The organism is Methylobacterium sp. E-025, assembly GCF_022829705.1.
GTDB lineage: Bacteria > Pseudomonadota > Alphaproteobacteria > Rhizobiales > Beijerinckiaceae > Methylobacterium.
The window spans coordinates 57,724-78,169 of record NZ_JAKSYR010000161.1 but is presented as its reverse complement, the minus strand read 5'-3'; the positions used below and the strand labels follow the sequence as shown (position 1 = coordinate 78,169).

Here is a 20,446-nt window from a genome sequence, read left to right as displayed (position 1 = left end):
CGCGTCGCCCATCCGGGTCATGCACGCTCCAAGGTCACATCTGAACCTCATGAAGAACGCACGCCTCCTATCGGCCATGCTCCTCCTCGGGACGGCACTGCCGCTTCCCGCCGTCGCCAACGGAACACCGACCGTCTCACCGTCGGTTCCGAGCGCGATGAAGGTCCTCTCGCGGATCGACCTGGCCCAGGCCGACCAGCCAACCGCCAAGAGCACCGACGACGTGCGCGGGGCCTCGCAGACCAAGACCACCAGTCCACAGCCTGTCGGCGCCTTCCCGACCAACGAGATGTCGGGGCTGCCGGTCATTGGCCTCGATGGCGACGCCGATGCGATCAAGAAGGATGTCGCAGCCCTCCAGCAGACGCTGACCGAGCTGCAGCAGCTCCAGCTCCAGACCAAGCAGGCCCACTGGAACGCCTCCGGCACGCTGTACTACCCGCTGCACCTGCTCCTGCAGGAGCACTACGAGGGCCTGTCCAAGTACGCCGACACCATCGCCGAGCGCCTGCTCGCCATCGGATCCTCGGCCGACGGCCGCGCCAACACCATCGTGAAGACCTCCGGCGTTCCGGAGATCCCCGGCGGCTTCCTCGACGACGCCCAGATCCTCGTGTGGTTCACCAACGCCTATAAGCGGGTGGGCGAGGAGGTGAACGCCGCCATCAAGGCGACGGAGCAGGTCGACCCGACGACCTCGAACCTGCTGCAGGAGGTCGAGCACGGGGTCGCCAAGTACCAGTGGCAGATGCGTGCCCAGCTCCAGCGCACGAAGACCGACCCGAACACGGGCTGGGACCTCAACGACAACAAGCCCGTCGACATCGCCCCGCAGGGCCCCTCGAAGCCCTGATGGATTACGGCCCGCCCTCGCCCGCCGCGGCGGGGGCGTGGTCTACTTGACCGGATACGACATGCCTTCACGCGAGACATCCTACGACGGCACCACCATCGCTTTGCACTGGCTCATGGCCGGGCTCGTTCTGGTCCTATGGCTCATTGGCACCTTCCTCGAAGACCTACTGCCGAAGGGCCCGCTACGCTCGGGAATCTGGTCAGCCCACTTCGTCCTCGGTTTCGTCTTCACCGGCGTCACCGTCGCGTTGCTGGCCTGGCGTTATACGAATGGCCGCCAGTTGCCAGTTGAGGATCCCGGTCCCCTGCATGTCCTCGCCAAGGCGACCCATGCCGCCCTGTACCTGCTGCTCTTCGCCATCGCCGGGCTCGGCATCGCCAACGCTTTCGTGCGGGGCGTCACGTTGATCGGACCGCTTTCGCTGCCGCAGCTCGGCGATCCGGAATGGCGCAAGCCGCTGACCCAGTGGCATGGGCTTGCCGCCAACGTCCTGATGGCCGTCGCCGGCCTCCATGCCGCGGCCGCGCTCATCCATCATTACCTTTGGCACGACGCCGTGCTGCGTCGCATCCTGCCGGGACGCGCGCCCTCCGCCCCATACGAGAGACCCTGACGATGATGCGTGCGACCCATCAGGAAAACCACCTCATCGACCGCATCGGCTGGCTGCGCGCCGCCGTGCTCGGCGCCAACGACGGCCTTGTTTCCACGGCCAGCCTGATCGTCGGCGTCGCCGCTTCCTCGGCAGCCTCCGGCGAGATCCTCGTCGCCGGCACGGCCGGGCTCGTGGCCGGTGCGATGTCGATGGCGGCCGGCGAGTACGTCTCGGTCAGCTCCCAGTCCGACACCGAACAGGCGGACCTCGCACGGGAGCGACGCGAGCTTGAAGAGGACCCTGTTGACGAGCGGGAGGAGCTCGCAGGCATCTATGTCGGGCGCGGCCTCGACCACGACCTCGCGCTGCAGGTGGCGGACCAACTCATGGCGAAGGATGCGCTCGGCGCCCACGCCCGTGATGAGCTCGGCATCTCGGAGTTCACTACCGCGCGTCCGATCCAGGCGGCGTTGACGTCGGCGGCGACGTTCTCCGCCGGAGCGGCCATGCCGTTGCTGGTGGCCGTGCTGTCGCCGGCCGATGTCGTCGTCTACGCGGTTTCGGGCGCCTCGCTGCTTTTCCTGGCCGTACTCGGCGCGCTCGGGGCCAAGGCCGGAGGCGCCGCCATTCCGCGTGCGACGGCACGGGTGGCGTTCTGGGGCGCGGCAGCGATGGCGGTCACCGCCGGCATCGGCCACCTCGTCGGCAAGGCTGTCTGAGCCGCCGATCGCCGGTCGCGGCCTAAAGGCGCCACCTGGCCAATGCCGAGCAGCAAGGCCCCGGCTGCGATGAACCCGATGCTACGTGCGCCGAGAAGCAACCGGCCGGCGACGATGAGAGCCATGTCGACGCCTGCCGTCCGGGGGCGTTCGAGGGCAGGTCGGTTATCGTTCGCGGCAATTCCGATGCGGGAGTCGTGACGCGCCGTCGTCACCTTGGCACGGATTGAAGGCGTCCGATCCTCGTTAGGCAGGTGACGGATCGCTCTCAAGGCAGCATCCGCTGCGGCGGACCGTGACGTCCCGACCATGCGACCCGCGACGAACGGAGCCACAGGCCTCCTACGGCGGCAGACGGCACCATGACCCTGGCGGGGGCCGCCTGCCGCTTCCTGGGGACATGGCGAGGAGCGCTCGGTTACTCCAGGGCCGGGGTCGGTCACCGCCGATCCGACGTCGTCAGCCATGATATTCGGCCTAGCGCATCGGCGCCGGCCCAGGTTTGCGGAGAGCCGCTCCAACCCTGCCGGAGACACGGGATCGTTCACTGGTCAGTGTATCGGGCGGCCCATGCAAGCGTCGGTCACGTCCTGCCCGGTCTCGACGTCCCGGACGGAAATGCGATGCCCCTCTGCCCTGAACCGATCGAGGTCCTCGGCCGAGACGTAGGTCTTGCGCTCGGGATCGTACAGGCGGGAGCCGGCGTAGCGCCTGAGCTGCAGGATGGATTGCGGTCTCTTTTTCGGCATCGCTTCCATGGGGCTGGCGTCGGCGCCGGCGCGACGCGTTTCTTACCTTGGAACGATTAAAGTCTGGGATTTGCGCATGCAATGATCGATCGGGCGTTGGTCCGGTCCGAACGCCGATGTTCGTGACCCTTGGCGGTGCCGCCTCGCGAGGCGTCGATGGACCTCATCCGATGGTCCTTCGCGACGCGATGGTTGTGTCCGGGGCGAACTCGTAGATCCGTATCGATCCGGTCGCGAGTTCGAGGCACTCGACGTCGTCCGGCCCAAGGCCTTCGAGCGCCAGCACCAGGGCCCGCAGGGCGTTGCCGTGGCCGACGACGAGCGTCGGAGCGCGCATAGCCGCCGGCTGGATGTGCCTCAGGTGGAAGGGTACGACCCGTGCGACGGTGTCTTTAAGGCTTTCGCCGTTCGGCGGCCGGCCCTCGTACGACCGACGCCAGTCCTCGACCCGCGCTGCCCCGAAGCGTCGGTAGGCGGTCGCTTTGTCGAGACCGCCGAGGTCGCCGTAGTCGCGTTCGTCCAGCGCCGCGTCCCGCCGGGGGACGAGTTCCGGCTGTCCGAGGGCATCGAGCGTCAATGCCATAGTGGTGACGGCCCGCGTCATGTTCGAGGTGAAGGCCGCATCGAAGCGATGCCCCTCATCCCTCAGGATCGTCCCGACCGTGCATGCCTCGCGCCGGCCGTCCTCGGTCAGGGGAGGATCGAGCCTGCCCGTGAAAAGCCCGTCCGCGTTGGCCTGGCTCTGGCCGTGCCGGACCAGGACGAGGCGTCGCGACGAAGGGATCATGGCTGGCAGCCCGGGTCCATCCTCGATCCGGTGAGCCCCGGATGCGGTCGACCGACGAACACGGGACGTCCTCCCCGAGAGTCGCGAGAGGTACCCGTAAATGAAAAGGGGCCCCGTGGGGCCCCGGTCGATCACATGCGATGATGCCGGTGGCCGTGCCGCATCATGTGGCCCCGGTGATGGTGGTGCCGCATCATGTGCCCACGATGATGGTGATGGCGCATGCCATGGCCGCGATGACCGTGCATGCCGTCCATCCGGACCTCAGTCACGGCGGTCGGGGCATCGACGGCACCGATCATGCCGGGGGCGGCCGAGGCGGGGGCGACCGAAGCGGCACCCAGGGTTGCCAGGATGGCTGCGGCGAAAAGGGATTTTCTCATGGGCTTCCTCAAGTCGTTGTCGGCAATGCGTCGAAAACGACGGCACCCGAGCCTTGGGAACGGCTCCGCTTCCAAGACCGTTCCGCGGGGTACGTTCTCCTCAATCTCGCGTGCCTAACGGAACATTCGAATTCCGTTGCGCTGGTCGGCCAGCCTCACTTTTCGACTCAGCTGGCAATAACATCGAACGGCACTCACCCCGCCCTGGCCGGCCACTGACGATGTAGATCGTCGATGACGAAGGCGTGGGCGTGACGGCGGCCTCCATGCAGGTGCGGGTGCCGGACGTCGAGGTCCGCGTGGGCGTGCTCGATCACGTCGGGGTCCGTTGCCGGCCATAGCCGGGCCGCCGTGGTGACGCCGGCAAGCGTCATTCCCCCGAGGATCGCCAGCGTGGATGGCATTCCCACGGACGGCCCCAGCCACCCGGCCAGCGGATAGGTGAGCAACCACGCGGCATGGGACAGGGCGAACTGGGCGGCGAAGACGGCCGGCCGGTCCTCCGGGGTTGCCGAGCGGCGCAGGAGTCTGCCGGTGGGGGTCTGCACGGTGGAGTAGGCGATGCCGAGGATCAGCCATGTCCCGAGGAGAAGCGGCCAGCCGATGGTCCCGCCCCATGTCATGGCCGCGACACCCAGGAGAACCACGCCGAGCAGGGCTGCCGCCGGGATCATGATTGCGCGGTCCGATAGCCGGTAGAGCAGGCGCGGCAGCGTCAGGGCGGCGATCATGGAGCCGCCCCCGAACAGGCCGAGGGCGACGGCCACGTCGGCCTGGGGTCGCTCCAGCAGGCCCTGCACGATCACCACGGTGTTGACGATGACCATCGCGCCGGCCGAGGCGACCGCGAGGTTCAGGGCGAGCAACCCGCGCAGGCGCGGCGTCGCGAGGTAGATCCTGAGGCCCCGCGTCGTGCGGTCGTAGACGCCGCCTTGCCGGTCGGACCCGGTGGCGGTCGGCAAGGTCACGGACACCACCAGGGTCGCTGAGCAGAGGAAGCCGACGACCGTGCCGCCGAACAGCGCGTTGTAGGGGACCACGGTCAGGAGAAGGGCCGCCAGGGTCGGGCTCAGCAGGTTCTCCAGGTCGTAGGCGAGGCGCGAGAGCGAGAGGGCGCGGGTGTAGTCCCGTTCGTCCGGCAGGATGTCCGGGATGCTGGCCTGGAAGGTCGGGGTGAACGCCGCCGAGGCCGATTGCAGGACGAAGATCAGGGCGTAGACCTGCCAGACCTGGTCGACGAAGGGCAGCGTCAGGGCGATGGCGGCGCGGACGAGGTCCGTGCCCACCAGGAATGCGCGTCGTGGCAACCGGCTCGTGAAGGCCTGGGCCACCGGGGCGACGAGGACGTAGGCCACCATCTTGATGGCCAGCGCCGTCCCGAGGACGGTGCCGGCGCGGTCACCCGCGATGCGGAATGCCAGAAGCCCGAGGGCGACCGTGAGCAGGCCCGTGCCGATCAGGGCGATGACCTGGGCCGCGAACAGGTGACGGTAGGTGCGATGGGCGAGGACGCTCAGCATCGGGAGCGCCTCACAGGTACTTCGCGAGCAGTTTGAACTCGGCGAGTGCGTCCTTGGTGGATTTGCCTCCGTGCCCGACGCCGTCCGCGAGGCAGTGCTCCATGTGGTCCTCGATGAGGACGCGCTTGGCGTTCGTGATGGCACTCTCGACCGCGTGCAGTTGCTGGGCGAGGTCCACGCAGGGGCGGCCCTCCTCGATCATCGCGATGACCCCGGCGAGGTGGCCGTGCGCGCGCTTCAGGCGCTTGACGATGTCCGGATGCGAGACGTGTTCCATCCCGAGATCCTATCCCCCCGGAGGGGATGCATCAATCGGCGTCGCTTGCTACGGCTGCGTGTCGTGGCCGGCCTGCGGCCCGTTTTCGCCGAGCAGGTCCGTGACGTGGGACTCGGCCGGATGGCCGGTGGCGGCACGATGCACCGCGGAGCATGCCGCAAACCCCGGACCCGAAACCGTCATGACCAACATGCGGGTGCTGTCGTCCCCCATGCGCATCGCCAGGGTGGTGCGCGCCTCCGGCCATTCCAGGGCGTTCGCGGCAGGTCCGATCCGGGGCTCGCCGTGGCGCCGCACGCCTTTCCGCCGCATCGCCTCCCGCGCCGACGCGGCGGCGACGTCGCCGAGCGGGCGCCCGACCCAGACCACTTGCTGCAGGCCCTGGTCCCGGCAGACGACCAGGATGACCTGGTCGGTTTCGGTGCCCGAGGCGAGCGGCCGGTCGTGGAAGTAGAACAGTGCGGTCAGGTTCGCCTCGCGGTCGACCATGGACGGCGGCGCGATCCGGTCTACCGGTCCTCACGAGAGACCGAACGGTGCCTCGTCGCCCGAAGCGGCCGCCGGCATCGAAATGGCAGCCCATGTCGCGAGGGCGAGCGCTGGACGGCACGGCATCGGGCTACTCCGCCGCCTTGAGGTGCGCCGGGGCCTCCGCCACCCGGACCGGCGAACCGACCGTCGTCTTCCGGGCGAACCGGGCATAGAGGGCGGGGAGGATCACGAGCGTCAGGAGGGTCGCGCTGATGAGGCCGCCGATTACGACGGTCGCGAGCGGCCTCTGGATCTCGGCCCCCGTCTCGGTCGCCAGCGCCATCGGCACGAAGCCCAGCGACGCCACCAGGGCGGTCATCGCCACCGGCCGGAGCCGGGTCATCGCGCCTTCGAGGATCGCCTCGCTGCGCGGTTTCCCCTCCGCGATCAGCTGCTTAATGTAGGTTAGCATCACGAGTCCGTTTAGGACCGCTACCCCCTACAGGGCGATGAACCCGACCGCCGCCGGCACCGAGAACGGCATGCCCCGCAGCCATAGGGCGGCGATGCCGCCAGTGAGCGCCAGGGGAACGGCGCTGAACACCAGCAGCGCGTCGCGCGCCGAGTTCAGGGCCGAGAACAGCAGCAGGAAGATCAGGAAGAAGCACACCGGCACCACGACCATCAGGCGCTGCCGGGCCAAGGCCAGGTTCTCGAACTGCCCGCCCCAGGTCACGTAGTATCCGGCAGGAAGCTGGACGCCCGACGCGACCTTGGCCTGGGCCTCCGCCACGAGCGAGCCGATGTCGCGGCCGCGCACGTTGGCGGTGACCACGACCCGACGGCGCCCGTTCTCGCGCGAGATCTGGTTCGGCCCCTCGGTGATGGAGAAGCTCGCGACCTGCTTCAGGAGCACCGAGGACGCCCGCCCGTTGACGCCCGGGGGCAGCGGCACGGGGATGTTCTCCAGGGCCTCGCGGTCCTCGCGCACCTTGTCGTTCAGGCGCACGACGATGGGGAAGCGCCGGTCGCCCTCGAACACCATGCCGGCCTCGCGCCCGCCGATGGCCGCGCCGATGACGTCCTGGATCGAGGACGTGCTCAAGCCGAGGCGCGCGGCCTCCGTCTTGTTGATCTTGATCTCCAGGAACGGCAGGCCGGCCGTCTGCTCGACCTTGACGTCGTCGGCGCCTTCGGTCCCGCGCAGTACAGATGCCCGCCATTGTGGACTTTAAGACCACGTCTAGCTGGTCTCGACGGGAATCTATGCCAAGGTCGAGGGAAGGCATTCCGAAGTACGGCCAGCCCTGAGGAGGACTGACCAGACGGGATCACGGTCAACCCGATCTTTCGGCAGAGCTAGGAGTAGGGTCTAGGCCTCACCATCCATCGGGTGGTTGGTAAAGCCGTATGGCGTGGCGTAGAGCCTGACGTTCCGGAGGGTCTGCGGTCCGCCATCGTCGATCTGCGCCTGGCGCCAGGCCACGGCCTGGGGGAGTGCGCTGTAAGCCATCACGACCACCTCGGCTTCCCTCTTCCCTGGAACGAGGAGCGCGTCGGTCGAGAGGCCACGGCGAGGCTTTACGCGTGGGATGCTTACAGGGCTCGTGCCGTCCGATGCCCCTAGGACGAAGCCGATGGCCGCTGCGTCAGCTTCTCCCTTGATGATCGTGATCTCGAAATCGAGACAAGCGTCCGCGCGAGGATAGACCACGAAAAAGATGTCCGAACGATTGATGCGCCCGAGCAGGTAGTCAGCCTGCTGGTCAGCGTCCATGCCAGTCATGGGCCCCGCATTCTTCCTTGCCTTCTCAAGCAAAGAACTCGTGAGCTTTTCCATGGGACTCGGGGTCCGATCGAAATTGAAGCGTGTGTTCATGTCATGGCTCCTGCAGAAAGGGTCATCCCCTCAGGTCGCCAGGAAAACACCATGTTTCCACATGACTGCGCGAGTCATTTGGTCCACTGAGATTAATATGTGCTTGCTGTAGTAAATTTCACGCAGCCAGAAAGAAGACAAGCGACAATCCGAGAGGTAGTTCATCGCTCGTTGACATAAGTAGGCTTCGAGCTGCGCCAAGTGGGCATCGCCGGAAAGGCCCGCGCGGATCAAGGATTTGCGCTCGACTGAGGGAAGCCCGCTGGGCACCTTCCTGATTAGAGATGCTGGCAAGACCGCGGCAGCGGCGGGTGGGCATCTGGCAGGCGCGAGAGGCGCTGCGGCGAGACCAAGGCGCGGTGGTGGAGGTGCGGCGGTTCTCTCGACCTCCAAAAAATGGCGAAGCCACCCCTTAGGGTTAGCTCGATCACACGGAAAACCCCATTCCTCACGCGTCCCAGCGAGGGCTTGCCCTCGCGCCAGGGCGCGCTTGAGGAACCCCCACCCTAGAAGGTAACCCCTGATTACCTGCGGTAATCGGCCTCCGGTGGTGGGAACCCCCTACCCCCTACAAGACATTTTACGGAGAAGATAAGCCATTGCATTTGCTCGATTTCTGTTGATTTCAAACGTGTGAAGCAGTAGTCTGGTGTTATTGCCTTCGGACATGACCATGCTGCCCCTTTCCCGGTGCCTCGCCACTCAACTTGTCCTGTCCTCGCGCATGCCCCTCCATATGGACGGCAAGCCCGTGGCGAGGGGTGAGCGCGTCGACGTTAAAGGCGTGCGGCTCATGCTCTCCATGCTGTCCCGGGCGGCGTCCCGAGAGATTGATCGGGGTGATTGGCAAGATGCGCGTTGGGATCACGAGCACCTGTCGGACCGCCCCCATGAGACGGTTACAGTTCCACTCCGGCGGCTTCTGGCAGAGGTCGGCCGGGGAGGCATCGGGGGATTGGTAGAAGCGCATACCCGGGCGGCAAACATCCGCGCTACCATTATTGGTGAACCGTCGCTCGGCGAGGTTGGTGTCTTGGCGCTTGGCATACGTGAGAAGGGCGTTGTAGCCCGGCGGCGTATTTCGGAGAAGGCGACACAGGTTGAGGTTAAGGTCGATCGCACCTTCGCCGCCATTGCCCATCCTCACGCGGATGCCACGGACGACGTTCTCGATCCGCCGTCCTTCGTCTACGACCCTCGCGTAATGGCGAGTTTCACCTGCCGCTACAGCCCTCTTGTCTACCTGCGACTGCTGGCTTGGAATGACGACCTCACAGCCGCGCCGGCCCGCTGGCGGTCCACTCGGCGCATGGGCGGCGACGTAACGCTTGAAATCCCGGTGCTAGAAGTGCAGGCCGCACTCGGGGCGTCAGGCATCGTCAGCCCGTCTGCTACGGCGCAGCAGCTCATTCTCCCGGTCACAGAGGATCTCCGCCGGGCAGGCATCGACTTCTCTTGGGAATGGGAGAGGTCACCGCGGATGAAGTCGGTGAAGGCCCTCCGGCTTAGGTTCAGCGACCCCAGGGCCGCGCGTGCGCCGAAAAGAGTGCGGACTCCGACGGCTATGCGTCTTTCCCCTGTTCCTCGTCCGGCTTCGACGGGCCTGCGGACACTGCGTCCATCCCTTCCGTCGCGATGACCTCGGCCGCCTCTGCCGAGGCGGCTATTGGGTTGGCCTGAAGAGTGATCTGAACGTCGAAGTCAGTTTTTGCAGCCAGCTTCGCAAGGCCATCGACTGCGGCAGGATCCTGGGCGATGCGGATCAACGTGTCCCAGACCACGTCACGCATGACGAGTTCTCGATCTGCGCGCTCGGCTCGCGTTCCGACCACAGCGACGACTTTATCGCCGTTTTCAGATCGGGCATGTCCTCCGACGGGCTGGGCACCCCGCCCAAGGTACTCAACGGTATCGGCCTCATGGTTCGCGGCCCGGTAGACCGAGATGGTATGATCCACGATAGCATCATCGGTCACGTAGGCGGGAATTTGGCGCTCGACCATCTCGCCGTCGACCTCGGCCCGCACGGCTTTCATGCCCTTTGACCACCGGCCCCGCATGTCGGACCCGTCGAGGCCGAGCTCATGCAGCACGGCGGCGGCGTTCTTCTTCAAACGGGAATCGGACGCTATGGCCGCGATGACGCCGGCGTCGGCGATACTCGTGCGGCGAATGGCGTCGGCCACCTGACCGAGACGTGCCGGGTCCGCGAGATCGCCCATGCTTACGACGTCATCGACAACGAAGCCTTCAGGCAGGACGCGGCTTCCCGCGATCCAGAGGGGAGCCTCGCCTATCCGGTAGACCGGGCGAAGGCGGCCGGCAAACTGTGTTAGCTCCTCCTCCCGGAACTGATGCTGGATGGTCTTGGCCCAAGTTCCCTCATACTCACTGATACTAACGGTGACGGAGCCGCCGTTCCGCAGCGGATGAGTACGCCGGATTTGTGGCGCGCTGATCGAGATGGCGTCGCCGCGGTCGTCAGTGGCGAGGCTTCCGTCCTCGTGGTGCAAATGGCCATCGCCCCAACGGTCGATAGGCCACTCCGGCTCGGCATCGTCGTAAGTCGCCGCGGCCACGAGTCCGTCAATGACCCGGATGGGGAATTCGTGTCGACCGACGGAAAGCGCAACGAGGTGCTCTCGGGCGAAGTCGAGCCCGCGCACCGCGCCATAATGCATCCAGTCGCAATTCGGCGGCTCGCTCCAGCTATCCATCAAAGCGGCCCGGACGGGCTTAGGCGCCCCGACGACGATTCGTCCGTGACCGTAGAGCAGCGAGGCCGTTGAGATGGCATGGTGGGCCTGGGCAATGACGCCGGCAACCCGTCGGCGGGCGTTCTTGTCCTCGCCGGCACTTGCCAGGAGGAAGCCGGACGTATGCCAAGTGCGGTCGGCGACGAGGATCGTCCGGAGGTTAAGTCTAGCGTCTATATGCGTAAGCTGAACCTTACGCCCGACCCACACCTTCTCCGTGAGGGCCTCATTGGCCGAGGCGTCCAGCAAAAGAACCGGGTGCTCGCAGAAGTTGGGTTCCGCGCGCCAGGAAATTCGGATAGTCGCCCCTCCGTCCAGGCTCTGGATGCGCATGTCGCGCTCGCCCCGCGCCTGGCCGGGCTTCACCTGACCATCGGGGCCGATCCGGTCCCTGCCGCCGCGTAGATCATGTTCGATGGCGTCCATCTTAAGGGCAAGCAGGCGCTCGGCGATCAGCGACCAGAACCGCCACTCCTCGCGCAGGTGCGCTCCGGTCGGGCGCTCCACCAATGCCCTGATCCCCTCGATGCTCATGCCGGGATGCAGCTTGCGACCGGCGTCCTGTGCGCGACCGGTGACTCTTACCGCGCCTTCGACAAGGGCCTCGGCCGCCTTGATCGCCTCAATCCGGTCGCCGTTGACGCGGTTTTGCATGTCTTCGACGATGCCGAGGGCCGGGTCCTTGCCCTTGCGGATGGCGGCTGCGGCAAGGGATGCGACGCGCTCGCGGGCTGCCAGCAGGTCGTCGCCGGTTTCACCCTTGTCGCGTTTGTACGACCGTGGCGGCGCGCGTAGTGTGTCAAGGGTCGCGGTCGGAAAGCTTTTCCACTGCAGGATCTCGGTCCAATAGCGTTCGTCTACAATAACTCCGGCGACGGCCTCGCTCAGCCCGGCCGGCAGGTTTGCCGACGTCAGGAAGGCCGTTGGCGCAAAGATGACCTCCGCCTCCCCGATTTTCGCCCTGGCCGCAATGACCGGGCAAACGTTGTAGTGCTTGCAGAGCTTTTCCTCGCTCTCCCCGACCGCGTCCTGCACAGTGGCCTTGCATAGCCCGGCGCTGCTTATCCCCGCCTTGACCAGAATGCGTTGCTCCTCCGCGCGTAGGCAACCGCCACGCTCCTTCCCCTCCAGGATCAGGTACCGCGTCCCCTCTGGCAGGTCGCGGGCTGCCGCCTCAGCATTTTTCCGGAAGACCGCCTTGGCGCCGCGCCGAGACCCCTGGAAGCGCGTGACGTTCTCATGAATGTTTTCGTACGACGGTTGCAGGAAGAGCATCGCGCCGCCAATGGGACCGTTCTCAATTAAGTCGTCGGTTGTGACCTTGACGCCCGTCGAGGACTTGCCTGATCCGGTCGGGCTACGCATCAGCCAGACCGGTCGCACCGGGGCTTCCTTTCCAAGTTTCCGGTCCTCGCGGACCATGCGATAGAATCCTTTGAACGCGTCCACGACGGCGGCTCCAACCGCAATCGCCTGCTCGTCGCGCTCTACGTCGGAGATCAGGGCGCGTTGACGAGCCAGTGTCGGGTTGGCCGGCTCGAAGACCACGTCGTCGGGCAGCTTAATCCGCTTCCGGGGCAGCCAAGAGAGGTCGTCCGTCTCTTCCCGCTCGACGGAGTGAGAGACGCGGGGTACCGCACGCACTTGGCCGGTAGCCTCGTGGCGCAAGATCCCAATTGCCTTCATCTCGCCGCGAGACAACTTGGCTGCGGCGCTGTCGATGCGCTCCCGGCATCCGCGGGCGAGTTCCTGAGAGGTCCTGAATCTGTTGCCTCCTGTCGCGAAGGTCTTTTCACACTCCTCGATCAGAAAACCGGTCAGGGCGTAGCGGCCCTCTTGCGATAGAGCCATGCCCGGATTCTTGAGGACATACGTATACGCTCGTCCCTGTACAAAGCGCTCCCTCCCGGCGGTGACTAAGCCTTTAGCATTCCAGGTCACTCCGGCCATGCTTTGGCTGAGGCCGGGACGGATGAAGTCACTGATTGTCACGAGAGACGGATCGAGGGTAGACGCAGTCGCCCAAGCAACCGAATTGCGCAGATTTGGAATGATGATCCCGCTGCTGTCGACTGCAGACAGGAAGGCTTCGACTTGTGCCTGGGTGATCTGAGGCGCGTGATTGGGTCCATGCGTGTCGGGTCGACAGAGGCCAACCCATTGAAAGTGCGAGCCAGTCCTATAGTGGGCACCAAAAGCGGTGATCGGCTTACGGTCCGCGAGGATCTCAATGGCCTGGGTATCGGAGCTCCCACCAGGGCCGGCAGCATCGAGATGGTGCGAACCGTTGCGGACCGGATCAGCGGGGTTCGAGCGGTAGATCAGGACGATGCGTGGCGCGCGGCCGACGCGGCGGAATGGGGTTTTGTCAAAGTGCTCGTCGGCGAGGCGGAGGACGGTCTCCGACATCGCTGGATCGGAAATATCGATATCGACGGCCAATGCCCCGCCCGAAACCTCTCCCATGATCAAAGCGGTGTTAGCCCGGTTCCCCCGAGTGTCGCTCTGATCCCACCAGGAAAGCTCGTCCGGTGTAGGCAGCCGCTGTTGTAGAGGCTTCCATTCCAGCGCCTTTCTGGAACGTCCTGGCTGCAGGACGAGGATGGGGCCGCGACGCTCGGAGCGGGCTTGCGGGAAAAGTGACCATCCGTGGTCGACGCAGGCCGGGGCGATAATGCCAAACCGCTGTGCAGCTTCCTCCCGCTGCCGAGCATCCTCGCGTGCGCGCACTTCGGCGTCGGCGAGTTCTTTGGTACGGCGAGCGGCGTCCTCGGCGGCTCTCGCCGCTAGACTTTCGACATCACCCACCCACGCCCTCACGCTCACGACTGTGGCGTCGTGCTGGTTTAGAACAGCGATGATCTGAGGGCTGAGCTTATCCGAGGGGGCAGCGATAACTTTCACCAGGGATTGAGATTTGGACATGTGCCTCGGCTGCGGAGGCGACGGATCACTGGCTGAAACGGTGGAACGCCAATTTCGGGTCCCCGTGACTGTTTGCCAATCACGCATATTCGCCCAGCCGTGTCATCAGGATAATGGAGATAACGAAAAAATAATATGGAACATTGCGCTGGCTTTAGATCAAATTGTAAGGAGATATGCAGGCATAAACCCATACGGATGCAAGCATGCTTGCTGAGTTTCCAGCAAGCATGAGGTTTTGTAAACCGTACATATTAGCATCTTACGGACTGCAGGCGCGCATCTGGTGACTCTGCCGGCGATACTCGCTACGATTGTCGGAGCGCACGGCACCGCTGGAATACGATCCGTCGATCTCAACTTCGTCTTCAGGATGAGGGCCGGTTGCTCCGTCCGGAACATCCTCGACTACGTTGGCAACAGTGGACTACCCTCATCGTCATCGCGCTTGCCGGCGGCGCCCAGCGTTTCGGCGAGATCAATCGGACCATTCCGGGCATCTCGAAGCGGATGCTGACGCAGTGCCTCCGCAAGCTGGAGTGAAGCGGATTCATCACGCTTCAGGTGTTCGCGACCAGTCAGACTTGGCCATCAAACACCTTCCCCGCCCACAACAAGCGTATCTGAGGTGTCCGTGAAATTGGGGGAGGATCATCGCCGCCTTCCTCGGCATCGGATTTCCTCAAAATGTGTTCGAGGAGGGCAGGTAGCCGGTCAGCGGTGTCGAAAGAGCTTGTGCTGGCTTTTCAATCAGTCGTCGAACCTCGGCTGGCAAGGGTGAGGCGGATGCACGAGTGCGGCCGCCGACTGGCGAGGCGTAAAGGCGGGGATGTTACCCATCAGCTCAGCAGATGTGAGTTTTCAAGGAGTGAGGGGCGCGATTGCGCCGGCCTGGAGCGGAAGGATAAAAGCATCGAATGGTTAAGCTCAAGGGTAGGCGTCGCTTGACCTGCCACCATGAGGCAGGGCACGCCCTCGTACGATGGTATTTTGGCTACGACACTGACAAGGCAGTTGTTCTGACCGTCGAGGAGCTGATTGCCGGCCGGATGATAGAAGACCGTCAGGGCAATCTCGTGACATGCGAAGGACTAGTCGATGGCTACGACATCATCGGGTACCCGTTCGGCCCGAGGACCATCCACAACCTTCCGCCCGGCGAGCAGGATGAATTTAATCGGTGCCGCGCTATCGCCCGCGACATTGAATTTATCAACTGCTTAGCGGGCATTTATGCCGAGGCCCGCTATCGAAAAATGTCCGCTGGGGGGTGCATGTTCTCAGGTGGACTGGAGGACATGAAGCACTTTAAGATATTGGTGAACGCTTGGAAGCTGCCTGAAAAGGAACAGCGAGCCATTTCCGGCCTAGCTGAGGCCCGGGCCGCTGCTCTCGTGCGCTCCCCGATGGGATCGGCAGGTATTCGGAACTTAGCCGACCTTCTCATGGAGCATGGCGAAGTCGACGGCGAAAAGATCGCGGCGGTGTTTCGGCAAGCTTATGGCGGCCGGCAATGCGCGTATGGAGCCTGGGACGCTCACTGGCCTCCAACGCTTATCCAGATCCAAGATGGCTTCGTCCCTTAAGGGTGGTTTCTGGAGCCGCTGCTTTGGGCGAACCAAGCGCCTACCCAAGAAAGGAAAAATATAAGCTTTGCCGACTTGGCAAAAATTCTGGCCAAGCATGTACGTCCGCGTCGATTGCTTGGAGCGGCGTTAGGTGGTGGTGAACACGTCGCCGCCATCGTTTAATAATCCGGCCTCTACCGGGCCATCCTCAACCGCAACGCCAGCGCCAAAGCGATGCCTGGCATGGCGGAGCGGATCGAGCCCTTCAAGGACTGGATCGTAGAGGAGGTTCTTCCCTCCATCCGCGAGACCGGCTCCTACGTCGCGCCGAACGCGGTGGCGCCGCAGCCGGTCGACCCGCTCGCCTTCCTGGAGGACCCGGCGATCCTCCGGGGCCTGCTCGGGCGGCACACCGTCTCATCGAGCAGGAGCGCAAGGGACGTCTGGTGGCAGAGGCCCAGGGTCGAGGCTTCCCGGCCGGTGGTCGCCTTCTTCGATGCCCTCGCAGATTCGGACGGGCTCCAGGGTCTCCGCGCCGCCAGCAGGGCCCTCTTTCATGAGCCGAACTTGTTCATCACCCGGCTCCGCGACCGGGGGATCTCTTCGACCTCAAGGCGGTCCCGTGGCCAAGGAGATCCTGGTCAAGCGCGGGATCTTCCATGTCGCCTGGGAGATGTTCGGGGGCAAGCCGAGGCCGACGACGAAGCTCATCGGCAAGGGGATCGTGTACTACGCCTACCGGTCCCGTCGAAGCAGGCCCTGCTGCCCGGTTCCTGAGGGCTAAAACCCTCTGCAGTTAAAACGTAGTCGATCCACCTTCACTACGCATGGGGTCTGTTTCCGCAACGAAGATAGGCCCTTAGCGTTTTTAGTCGCCCGTCGAGAACTCGGCCGCGCCCCCGGCACACGGCGTACGACCGTACCACGTCAGCGTGGCACCTTCCTCTTGCCGGACACACCACTCGCCGAGAGGCCCGGCGTCGCCGCACCACAGATCCTGCGCCGGCGACGCCAGCGCCATCCTCCGGACCATCGAGTGATCCGAAGGATTGGTGAGGTTTTGGACGCTGCAGCTGACCTCCACGTCATCATAGGATGTCCCGGGACGGTGCCTCACGAACATGCTTGTCGTGATCGCAAACTGCCCCTTCGTCTCACTGGCGCCGAGGTGCCATTGCGGCGCGCTCCATGGGCCGTCGCCCGCGGCCGCGGCGGTCGTGATCAGGACGAGGAGGATGGCGAAGGCGCTACGCATGACGGATCTCCAGGGGATGGGGGACGGCCCAGCACGAGCCGTCGGGCAGGAAGGCGACGACGGCGGCCGCGCGGATCGGGCTGCCGTCGTCGAGGGTGAAATCGGTCGACCGGTAGGGGTCGAAGCGCACCCTGAGCGTGCCGTCGGGGAGGCCGGATTCGGCGGGGACGCCCCGGGCGATGGCGACCACCTCGCGGGCCTGCCGCAGCCGAATCCGGTGCACGCCCGGGAGGGAGACGATGAAAGAGACGTCCCGGAGAACCAGCGCTGGGAAGTGGCCGACGACCCGATTTTTGACGCGGATGGACCAGCAGGCCCGGGTCAAATTTCGGTAGACGTCGGGCACCGGGCGCCCTCCATCTCCTCGGCCAGGACCTCCGCCCGGGCCGCGACGGCAGAGGCTCGCTCCGGGCGGATCAGGCCGGCGGCATCGAGCTTGGCGACCTGCAGGACGTAGAGCCGGGCCCGGCGGGGACGGAGCCGGCATTCCCGGCCGGGCACCCAGGCCGCCCGAATCCGGGCCGCAGCCGCGTCGAGGTCAGCCCGGCACATGGGACCGAGCCCCCGTCGTCAGGGCGAGATCCAGCGCCTCGGCTGCATGGTGGGCCGCCTCGACCAGGGACATCGCCTTGTGACGGACAGCAAGCTGGAGCGCATCCAGGTGGCCGCCGCAGACGCGGGTCGCCTGGATGGTGATGCGCCCGGCGAGCGCCTCGGCGCCGAGGTGACGCTGGCAGAGCTCAACGAGGGCGGCGCCGTGATCGCCGGGGATCGTGGTGGAACGCATGATGTGATCTCCGATCAGTGGCGGGGAGCCAGGCCGTCGCGGCCGGCGAGAACGGTTTCGACTAGGCGGCGCAGGAGGCGGACGGACGGCTCTCGCTGCCCCCATTCGGCGGCGACGAGGGCGAGCTCCTCGCCGTCGAGATCGGGCATCCAGTCGGCGGACTGCCCGCGCTCCTGGCGGATCTCGGCGGCGAGGGATCTGGCCAGCACCGGCAGCGAGGCCAGCGTCGGCACGGGCATGGTCACCACCTTGAAGCGGGACAGAAGGGCTGCGGAGAGGCCGTCCAAGCTATTGGCGGTCGCGACGTAGTTGACGGCGCTCAGATCCGTTTCGATCTCCAAATAGCTGTCGAAATGCCGCCGAGCCGATTCCTGCTCGGTCAGCCCCAAAACCGCATCGTGGACGGAGCCATTGTCCTTTCTCGTGCCCGCTTTCTCGATCTCGTCGAGGACGATCATGGGGTTCGCCATGTCGAACCGCCTGATCGTTTGGAGCGGCGTCGAAGCCCGCCCCGTAGACCACTGGCGGCTCGTGGACAGCAGCGTGCCGTCTGCGACCGACGAGCACCCATAGACAGTCACCGACAGCCCGAGCTCCTCGCCGATCCTCCGGGCCAGCCTGGTCTTGCCCGAACCGGGGGCGCCAATGATCAGGATGGGCGAGATTTGCACGAACGGCCGCCCGGCCAGAGGGGCCAACACCCCGTCGAGGAGGTCCTCGGCATCCGGGAATTCCGCCACCAGGCGGCGCCGCACGCGACCCATATCCGGGACGGCGACGAGCCGGATGCGACGCCCGGCGAACGGCCCCCAATCGGACCGGGCAGTCGTACCCCGGCTCCCGCTAAGCGTTCCCTCGCCCGACTTGGCCGAACCAGGCAGATGATCGACCGTCGCCAAGACCAACATCGACGGACCGTCATTGAGGCGGGCCTCCTCGATGGCCCTCAGCCCGGACGCGGTCGCGGCCTTAGCCTTCGCCTCGGTCGCCCACGCCGGCTCGGGCTGCGGCAGCGCACCGACTAGGGCCTGCCGGCCGAGCTCGATGCATTCGGTGATGAAGTTGGTCGAACCGCCGGTGAGCTCGTTGCCCCGATAGCGCCAAGGCTCGTGGGCGTGCAGGCTCGCGCCGACGGCGCCGTACAGCAGGTCCTCCTCGCCATCCTCGCGTTCGCGGGCGTACCGCCATGCGACGTCGACGTGCGCCACGCGGGCTTCGGCCTCGCCAAGATCGGCGAGGAGGACCGTCAGCAGGTCGAGCATCCCCTGCTCCTGCCTGTCGGCGAACCCGAGATCCAAGTCGGCGGTAGATGCCGACTGGACGCCGACGGTCCTCTTCAGGACCACTCGTGCCTCACGGATCGCTGTGACGAAGCGCGCCTCGGCGGCGGCCTGATTGCGCTTGATCGAGACACAGGAGATAGACGCCGACCAGAGCGACTTGACGATCTCGTAAAAGAGTTCCGAGTCCGCGCATTGGCGGATCATCTCGGCTCGGCCAGCGGAATAGATGCCCGGGACAGTCGAGAGGATCTCGGACTGCAACTGCCGGGCATGGCTGTCGCGGTGCATGGGGGTGCCGAGGAGCAGCGCGCGCGGAGACGGCGCGCCCGCCCCATTACGGAGGGGATTCTTTCGCATGTCGGTTTCCTGCTTCCGTGCATTGCGGGCGCCCGACATGGCCGAGCCTGTCCCGTAGGGGCGACGCTACAGCATCGCCCCTTAAGAAATCGTTTCGTCAGTCGTCATCGAGCGTCGGGGCGCGGTGCTCGGCGCGCTCGGAGACGAGGCGTCGGACGAGCGCCCGTGCATGCTGGGCGATGGTGTCCATCGCGACATCGACGGGATTGCCGGCCGGGGGGCCTGCGAAGCGCGGGTGACGCTCGCCCCGGAGCGTGCTCACGTTCTCGATGGCGTTGGTCTTGATCAGGCGTGCGCAGGCCAGCATCAGGTCGCCGGTCACCCTGGGCCAGGGCTCGAACGCCGCCTCGCCGAGCGCGCGCAGGACCGGCGCTGGCAATCCGTAACGCCCGACGCGGTCGCGCTGGCAGGTGCGGGGATTCAGGCCGGTGACCAGAGCCAGCGCTTGGACCCACTCGGGACCGAACACCTCGCGAGCCGCGGCGTCGACCGCTTCGAGGATCTCGCTTGCGATGGCCTTGGCCTCGTACTCGCGGTCGCCGGCGGTCGCGATGCGTCCGTGGAACGTCAGGGGCACTCCGTCGAGGACACCGACGCATACGCCTCCGTCTTCGGGCTGGGTCATGGGGCGGAGGACGAGATGCATAGACGTAGGCTCCTGCATGAGGAAGGGCGGCCCCGCGGGACCGCCCTGGAATGGTAGCACCGCGGCCAGGGTTCAGCCTGGGAGCGTGCTCCAGTCGCGCGGGGTCTCGTCGTAGCGGACAGCAAGGCCGTCGCCAGCACCTTCGTTCCAGTCGCGCGCCGCCATGTCCGCGCGGATCTGCATCTCGTGCCGGAGCTCCTTGTCGGAGAAGCACGAGAGTGCGCTGCGGGGAAATAGCGAGACGCGGTCGGTGAGACCCGCGAAGCGGAGGCTGTCCCGCAGGGGCTCGTAAGTATTGCAACCCGCGATGACTTCGACCTCGTACAAGCTGTCGATGAATGCCCGAGCGAAAGAGACGACGACGCCGATGGCAACGCGGTATTCGACCGACCCCACTCGCGTCAGGACCGTCGGGGACGTCGTGCCGTGATGGAGCGCGGAGATCTGAATGGCGACGGGAGTTCTGCCGGTCTCATATCTGCTGTCGCAGGAGAGGACTGTCAGGCGGAACCTGTGGATGGGGTAGTTGTCGTTCTTGGGTGTGGCCATGATGTGCGGTTTCCTGCGTCCTGTTGGCGAGTGCCGGCTGCTGCCGTGCCGCTCGGGAGATCGGCGCTCCTAGCTCCCCCGGTA

At 65.6% G+C, this 20,446-nt stretch carries 22 protein-coding genes and 1 pseudogene; 8 read left to right on the top strand and 15 right to left on the bottom strand.

Annotation, left to right across the window (positions count from 1 at the left end; all coding sequences use genetic code 11):
- The first annotated feature begins 49 nt into the window (after positions 1-49).
- From MKK64_RS23825 to MKK64_RS23815, 3 genes are all read left to right on the top strand, one after another.
- Positions 50-853, top strand: a complete 804-nt coding sequence (locus MKK64_RS23825; RefSeq protein ID WP_243936976.1) for a Dps family protein — start codon at positions 50-52, stop codon at positions 851-853.
- 61 nt (positions 854-914) lie between these two features.
- Positions 915-1,469, top strand: a complete 555-nt coding sequence (locus tag MKK64_RS23820) for a cytochrome b (RefSeq protein ID WP_243938036.1) — start codon at positions 915-917, stop codon at positions 1,467-1,469.
- Between the two features lie 5 nt (positions 1,470-1,474).
- Complete coding sequence (locus MKK64_RS23815) at positions 1,475-2,170, top strand: VIT family protein (RefSeq protein WP_243937010.1); 696 nt, start codon at positions 1,475-1,477, stop codon at positions 2,168-2,170.
- A gap of 551 nt (positions 2,171-2,721) precedes the next feature.
- Here MKK64_RS23815 and MKK64_RS23810 read toward each other — a convergent pair.
- Together MKK64_RS23810 and MKK64_RS23805 are read right to left on the bottom strand one after the other, a co-directional pair.
- Complete coding sequence (locus MKK64_RS23810; RefSeq protein WP_243936972.1) at positions 2,722-2,919, bottom strand: polyhydroxyalkanoate synthesis regulator DNA-binding domain-containing protein; 198 nt, start codon at positions 2,917-2,919, stop codon at positions 2,722-2,724.
- Positions 2,920-3,082: 163 nt separating this feature from the next.
- Positions 3,083-3,706, bottom strand: a complete 624-nt coding sequence (locus tag MKK64_RS23805; RefSeq protein WP_243936970.1) for a 2,3-bisphosphoglycerate-dependent phosphoglycerate mutase — start codon at positions 3,704-3,706, stop codon at positions 3,083-3,085.
- Between the two features lie 140 nt (positions 3,707-3,846).
- Here MKK64_RS23805 and MKK64_RS23800 point away from each other — a divergent pair, with 140 nt between their 5' ends.
- The gene (locus MKK64_RS23800; protein WP_243938034.1) at positions 3,847-4,308 is read left to right on the top strand and encodes a hypothetical protein; all 462 of its coding nucleotides are present in this window, start codon (positions 3,847-3,849) and stop codon (positions 4,306-4,308) included.
- Here MKK64_RS23800 and MKK64_RS23795 read toward each other — a convergent pair.
- The 5 genes and pseudogenes from MKK64_RS23795 to MKK64_RS23775 form a co-directional block, all read right to left on the bottom strand.
- Positions 4,284-5,609: an MFS transporter gene (locus tag MKK64_RS23795; protein WP_243938032.1), complete on the bottom strand. Its 1,326-nt coding sequence runs from the start codon at positions 5,607-5,609 to the stop codon at positions 4,284-4,286. The two genes, MKK64_RS23800 and MKK64_RS23795, sit on opposite strands and share 25 nt — an antisense overlap.
- A 10-nt stretch (positions 5,610-5,619) precedes the next feature.
- Positions 5,620-5,886 (bottom strand): metal-sensing transcriptional repressor, encoded by a 267-nt coding sequence (locus MKK64_RS23790; RefSeq protein WP_243936964.1) that lies wholly within the window; start codon positions 5,884-5,886, stop codon positions 5,620-5,622.
- 48 nt (positions 5,887-5,934) lie between these two features.
- The gene (locus MKK64_RS23785; RefSeq protein WP_243938030.1) at positions 5,935-6,375 is read right to left on the bottom strand and encodes a threonyl-trna synthetase; all 441 of its coding nucleotides are present in this window, start codon (positions 6,373-6,375) and stop codon (positions 5,935-5,937) included.
- Positions 6,376-6,505: 130 nt separating this feature from the next.
- Positions 6,506-7,573: pseudogene (locus tag MKK64_RS23780) on the bottom strand (efflux RND transporter permease subunit); the annotation flags it as partial.
- Between the two features lie 156 nt (positions 7,574-7,729).
- Complete coding sequence (locus tag MKK64_RS23775) at positions 7,730-8,236, bottom strand: hypothetical protein (RefSeq protein ID WP_243938028.1); 507 nt, start codon at positions 8,234-8,236, stop codon at positions 7,730-7,732.
- A gap of 673 nt (positions 8,237-8,909) precedes the next feature.
- Between MKK64_RS23775 and MKK64_RS23770 the strand changes: the two genes are divergently transcribed.
- The gene (locus MKK64_RS23770; protein WP_243936961.1) at positions 8,910-9,875 is read left to right on the top strand and encodes a hypothetical protein; all 966 of its coding nucleotides are present in this window, start codon (positions 8,910-8,912) and stop codon (positions 9,873-9,875) included.
- Here the strand turns inward: MKK64_RS23770 and MKK64_RS23765 are convergent.
- A complete protein-coding gene (locus MKK64_RS23765) occupies positions 9,799-13,917 on the bottom strand; it encodes a hypothetical protein (RefSeq protein WP_243936960.1) in 4,119 nt (1,372 codons plus the stop codon). The two genes, MKK64_RS23770 and MKK64_RS23765, sit on opposite strands and share 77 nt — an antisense overlap.
- Positions 13,918-14,301: 384 nt before the next feature.
- Between MKK64_RS23765 and MKK64_RS23760 the strand changes: the two genes are divergently transcribed.
- From MKK64_RS23760 to MKK64_RS23750, 3 genes are all read left to right on the top strand, one after another.
- Complete coding sequence (locus tag MKK64_RS23760; protein ID WP_243936959.1) at positions 14,302-14,460, top strand: winged helix-turn-helix transcriptional regulator; 159 nt, start codon at positions 14,302-14,304, stop codon at positions 14,458-14,460.
- Between the two features lie 374 nt (positions 14,461-14,834).
- The gene (locus MKK64_RS23755; RefSeq protein WP_243938025.1) at positions 14,835-15,503 is read left to right on the top strand and encodes a hypothetical protein; all 669 of its coding nucleotides are present in this window, start codon (positions 14,835-14,837) and stop codon (positions 15,501-15,503) included.
- A 225-nt stretch (positions 15,504-15,728) separates the two neighbouring features.
- Positions 15,729-16,262 (top strand): hypothetical protein, encoded by a 534-nt coding sequence (locus MKK64_RS23750; protein WP_243938024.1) that lies wholly within the window; start codon positions 15,729-15,731, stop codon positions 16,260-16,262.
- A gap of 91 nt (positions 16,263-16,353) precedes the next feature.
- Here MKK64_RS23750 and MKK64_RS23745 read toward each other — a convergent pair whose 3' ends face one another.
- From MKK64_RS23745 to MKK64_RS23715, 7 genes are all read right to left on the bottom strand, one after another.
- Complete coding sequence (locus tag MKK64_RS23745; RefSeq protein ID WP_243938022.1) at positions 16,354-16,740, bottom strand: hypothetical protein; 387 nt, start codon at positions 16,738-16,740, stop codon at positions 16,354-16,356.
- Positions 16,733-17,086 carry a hypothetical protein gene (locus tag MKK64_RS23740; protein ID WP_243938020.1) on the bottom strand — a complete coding sequence of 118 codons (354 nt, stop codon included), beginning with the start codon at positions 17,084-17,086 and terminating at the stop codon, positions 16,733-16,735. The genes MKK64_RS23745 and MKK64_RS23740 overlap by 8 nt, the downstream gene beginning before the upstream one ends.
- On the bottom strand, positions 17,062-17,292 hold the full coding sequence (locus tag MKK64_RS23735) for a hypothetical protein (protein ID WP_243938018.1): 231 nt from the start codon (positions 17,290-17,292) through the stop codon (positions 17,062-17,064). The genes MKK64_RS23740 and MKK64_RS23735 overlap by 25 nt, the downstream gene beginning before the upstream one ends.
- A complete protein-coding gene (locus MKK64_RS23730; RefSeq protein WP_243938016.1) occupies positions 17,279-17,527 on the bottom strand; it encodes a hypothetical protein in 249 nt (82 codons plus the stop codon). Before MKK64_RS23730 ends, MKK64_RS23735 begins: the two co-directional genes overlap by 14 nt.
- Positions 17,528-17,541: 14 nt before the next feature.
- Positions 17,542-19,206: an AAA family ATPase gene (locus MKK64_RS23725; RefSeq protein ID WP_243938014.1), complete on the bottom strand. Its 1,665-nt coding sequence runs from the start codon at positions 19,204-19,206 to the stop codon at positions 17,542-17,544.
- Between the two features lie 58 nt (positions 19,207-19,264).
- Entirely contained in the window at positions 19,265-19,813 is a 549-nt protein-coding gene (locus tag MKK64_RS23720; RefSeq protein ID WP_243938012.1) for a hypothetical protein, read from the bottom strand.
- Between the two features lie 72 nt (positions 19,814-19,885).
- The gene (locus tag MKK64_RS23715) at positions 19,886-20,362 is read right to left on the bottom strand and encodes a hypothetical protein (protein ID WP_243938010.1); all 477 of its coding nucleotides are present in this window, start codon (positions 20,360-20,362) and stop codon (positions 19,886-19,888) included.
- Between the last annotated feature and the right edge of the window lie 84 nt (positions 20,363-20,446).

Excerpts from the sequence above, each read along its gene's own strand:
- MKK64_RS23825 (WP_243936976.1), top strand. The coding sequence starts at position 50 with ATGAAGAACGCACGCCTCCTATCGGCCATGCTCCTCCTCGGGACGGCA.
- MKK64_RS23715 (WP_243938010.1), bottom strand. The coding sequence starts at position 20,362 with ATGGCCACACCCAAGAACGACAACTACCCCATCCACAGGTTCCGCCTG.
- MKK64_RS23795 (WP_243938032.1), bottom strand. The coding sequence starts at position 5,609 with ATGCTGAGCGTCCTCGCCCATCGCACCTACCGTCACCTGTTCGCGGCC.
- MKK64_RS23735 (WP_243938018.1), bottom strand. The coding sequence starts at position 17,292 with ATGTGCCGGGCTGACCTCGACGCGGCTGCGGCCCGGATTCGGGCGGCC.
- MKK64_RS23820 (WP_243938036.1), top strand. The coding sequence starts at position 915 with ATGCCTTCACGCGAGACATCCTACGACGGCACCACCATCGCTTTGCAC.
- MKK64_RS23805 (WP_243936970.1), bottom strand. The coding sequence starts at position 3,706 with ATGATCCCTTCGTCGCGACGCCTCGTCCTGGTCCGGCACGGCCAGAGC.
- MKK64_RS23790 (WP_243936964.1), bottom strand. The coding sequence starts at position 5,886 with ATGGAACACGTCTCGCATCCGGACATCGTCAAGCGCCTGAAGCGCGCG.
- MKK64_RS23750 (WP_243938024.1), top strand. The coding sequence starts at position 15,729 with ATGGCGGAGCGGATCGAGCCCTTCAAGGACTGGATCGTAGAGGAGGTT.
- MKK64_RS23765 (WP_243936960.1), bottom strand. The coding sequence starts at position 13,917 with ATGTCCAAATCTCAATCCCTGGTGAAAGTTATCGCTGCCCCCTCGGAT.
- MKK64_RS23800 (WP_243938034.1), top strand. The coding sequence starts at position 3,847 with ATGATGCCGGTGGCCGTGCCGCATCATGTGGCCCCGGTGATGGTGGTG.
- MKK64_RS23730 (WP_243938016.1), bottom strand. The coding sequence starts at position 17,527 with ATGCGTTCCACCACGATCCCCGGCGATCACGGCGCCGCCCTCGTTGAG.
- MKK64_RS23755 (WP_243938025.1), top strand. The coding sequence starts at position 14,835 with ATGGTTAAGCTCAAGGGTAGGCGTCGCTTGACCTGCCACCATGAGGCA.
- MKK64_RS23770 (WP_243936961.1), top strand. The coding sequence starts at position 8,910 with ATGCTGCCCCTTTCCCGGTGCCTCGCCACTCAACTTGTCCTGTCCTCG.
- MKK64_RS23785 (WP_243938030.1), bottom strand. The coding sequence starts at position 6,375 with ATGGTCGACCGCGAGGCGAACCTGACCGCACTGTTCTACTTCCACGAC.
- MKK64_RS23810 (WP_243936972.1), bottom strand. The coding sequence starts at position 2,919 with ATGCCGAAAAAGAGACCGCAATCCATCCTGCAGCTCAGGCGCTACGCC.
- MKK64_RS23745 (WP_243938022.1), bottom strand. The coding sequence starts at position 16,740 with ATGCGTAGCGCCTTCGCCATCCTCCTCGTCCTGATCACGACCGCCGCG.
- MKK64_RS23720 (WP_243938012.1), bottom strand. The coding sequence starts at position 19,813 with ATGCATCTCGTCCTCCGCCCCATGACCCAGCCCGAAGACGGAGGCGTA.
- MKK64_RS23725 (WP_243938014.1), bottom strand. The coding sequence starts at position 19,206 with ATGTCGGGCGCCCGCAATGCACGGAAGCAGGAAACCGACATGCGAAAG.
- MKK64_RS23815 (WP_243937010.1), top strand. The coding sequence starts at position 1,475 with ATGCGTGCGACCCATCAGGAAAACCACCTCATCGACCGCATCGGCTGG.
- MKK64_RS23775 (WP_243938028.1), bottom strand. The coding sequence starts at position 8,236 with ATGAACACACGCTTCAATTTCGATCGGACCCCGAGTCCCATGGAAAAG.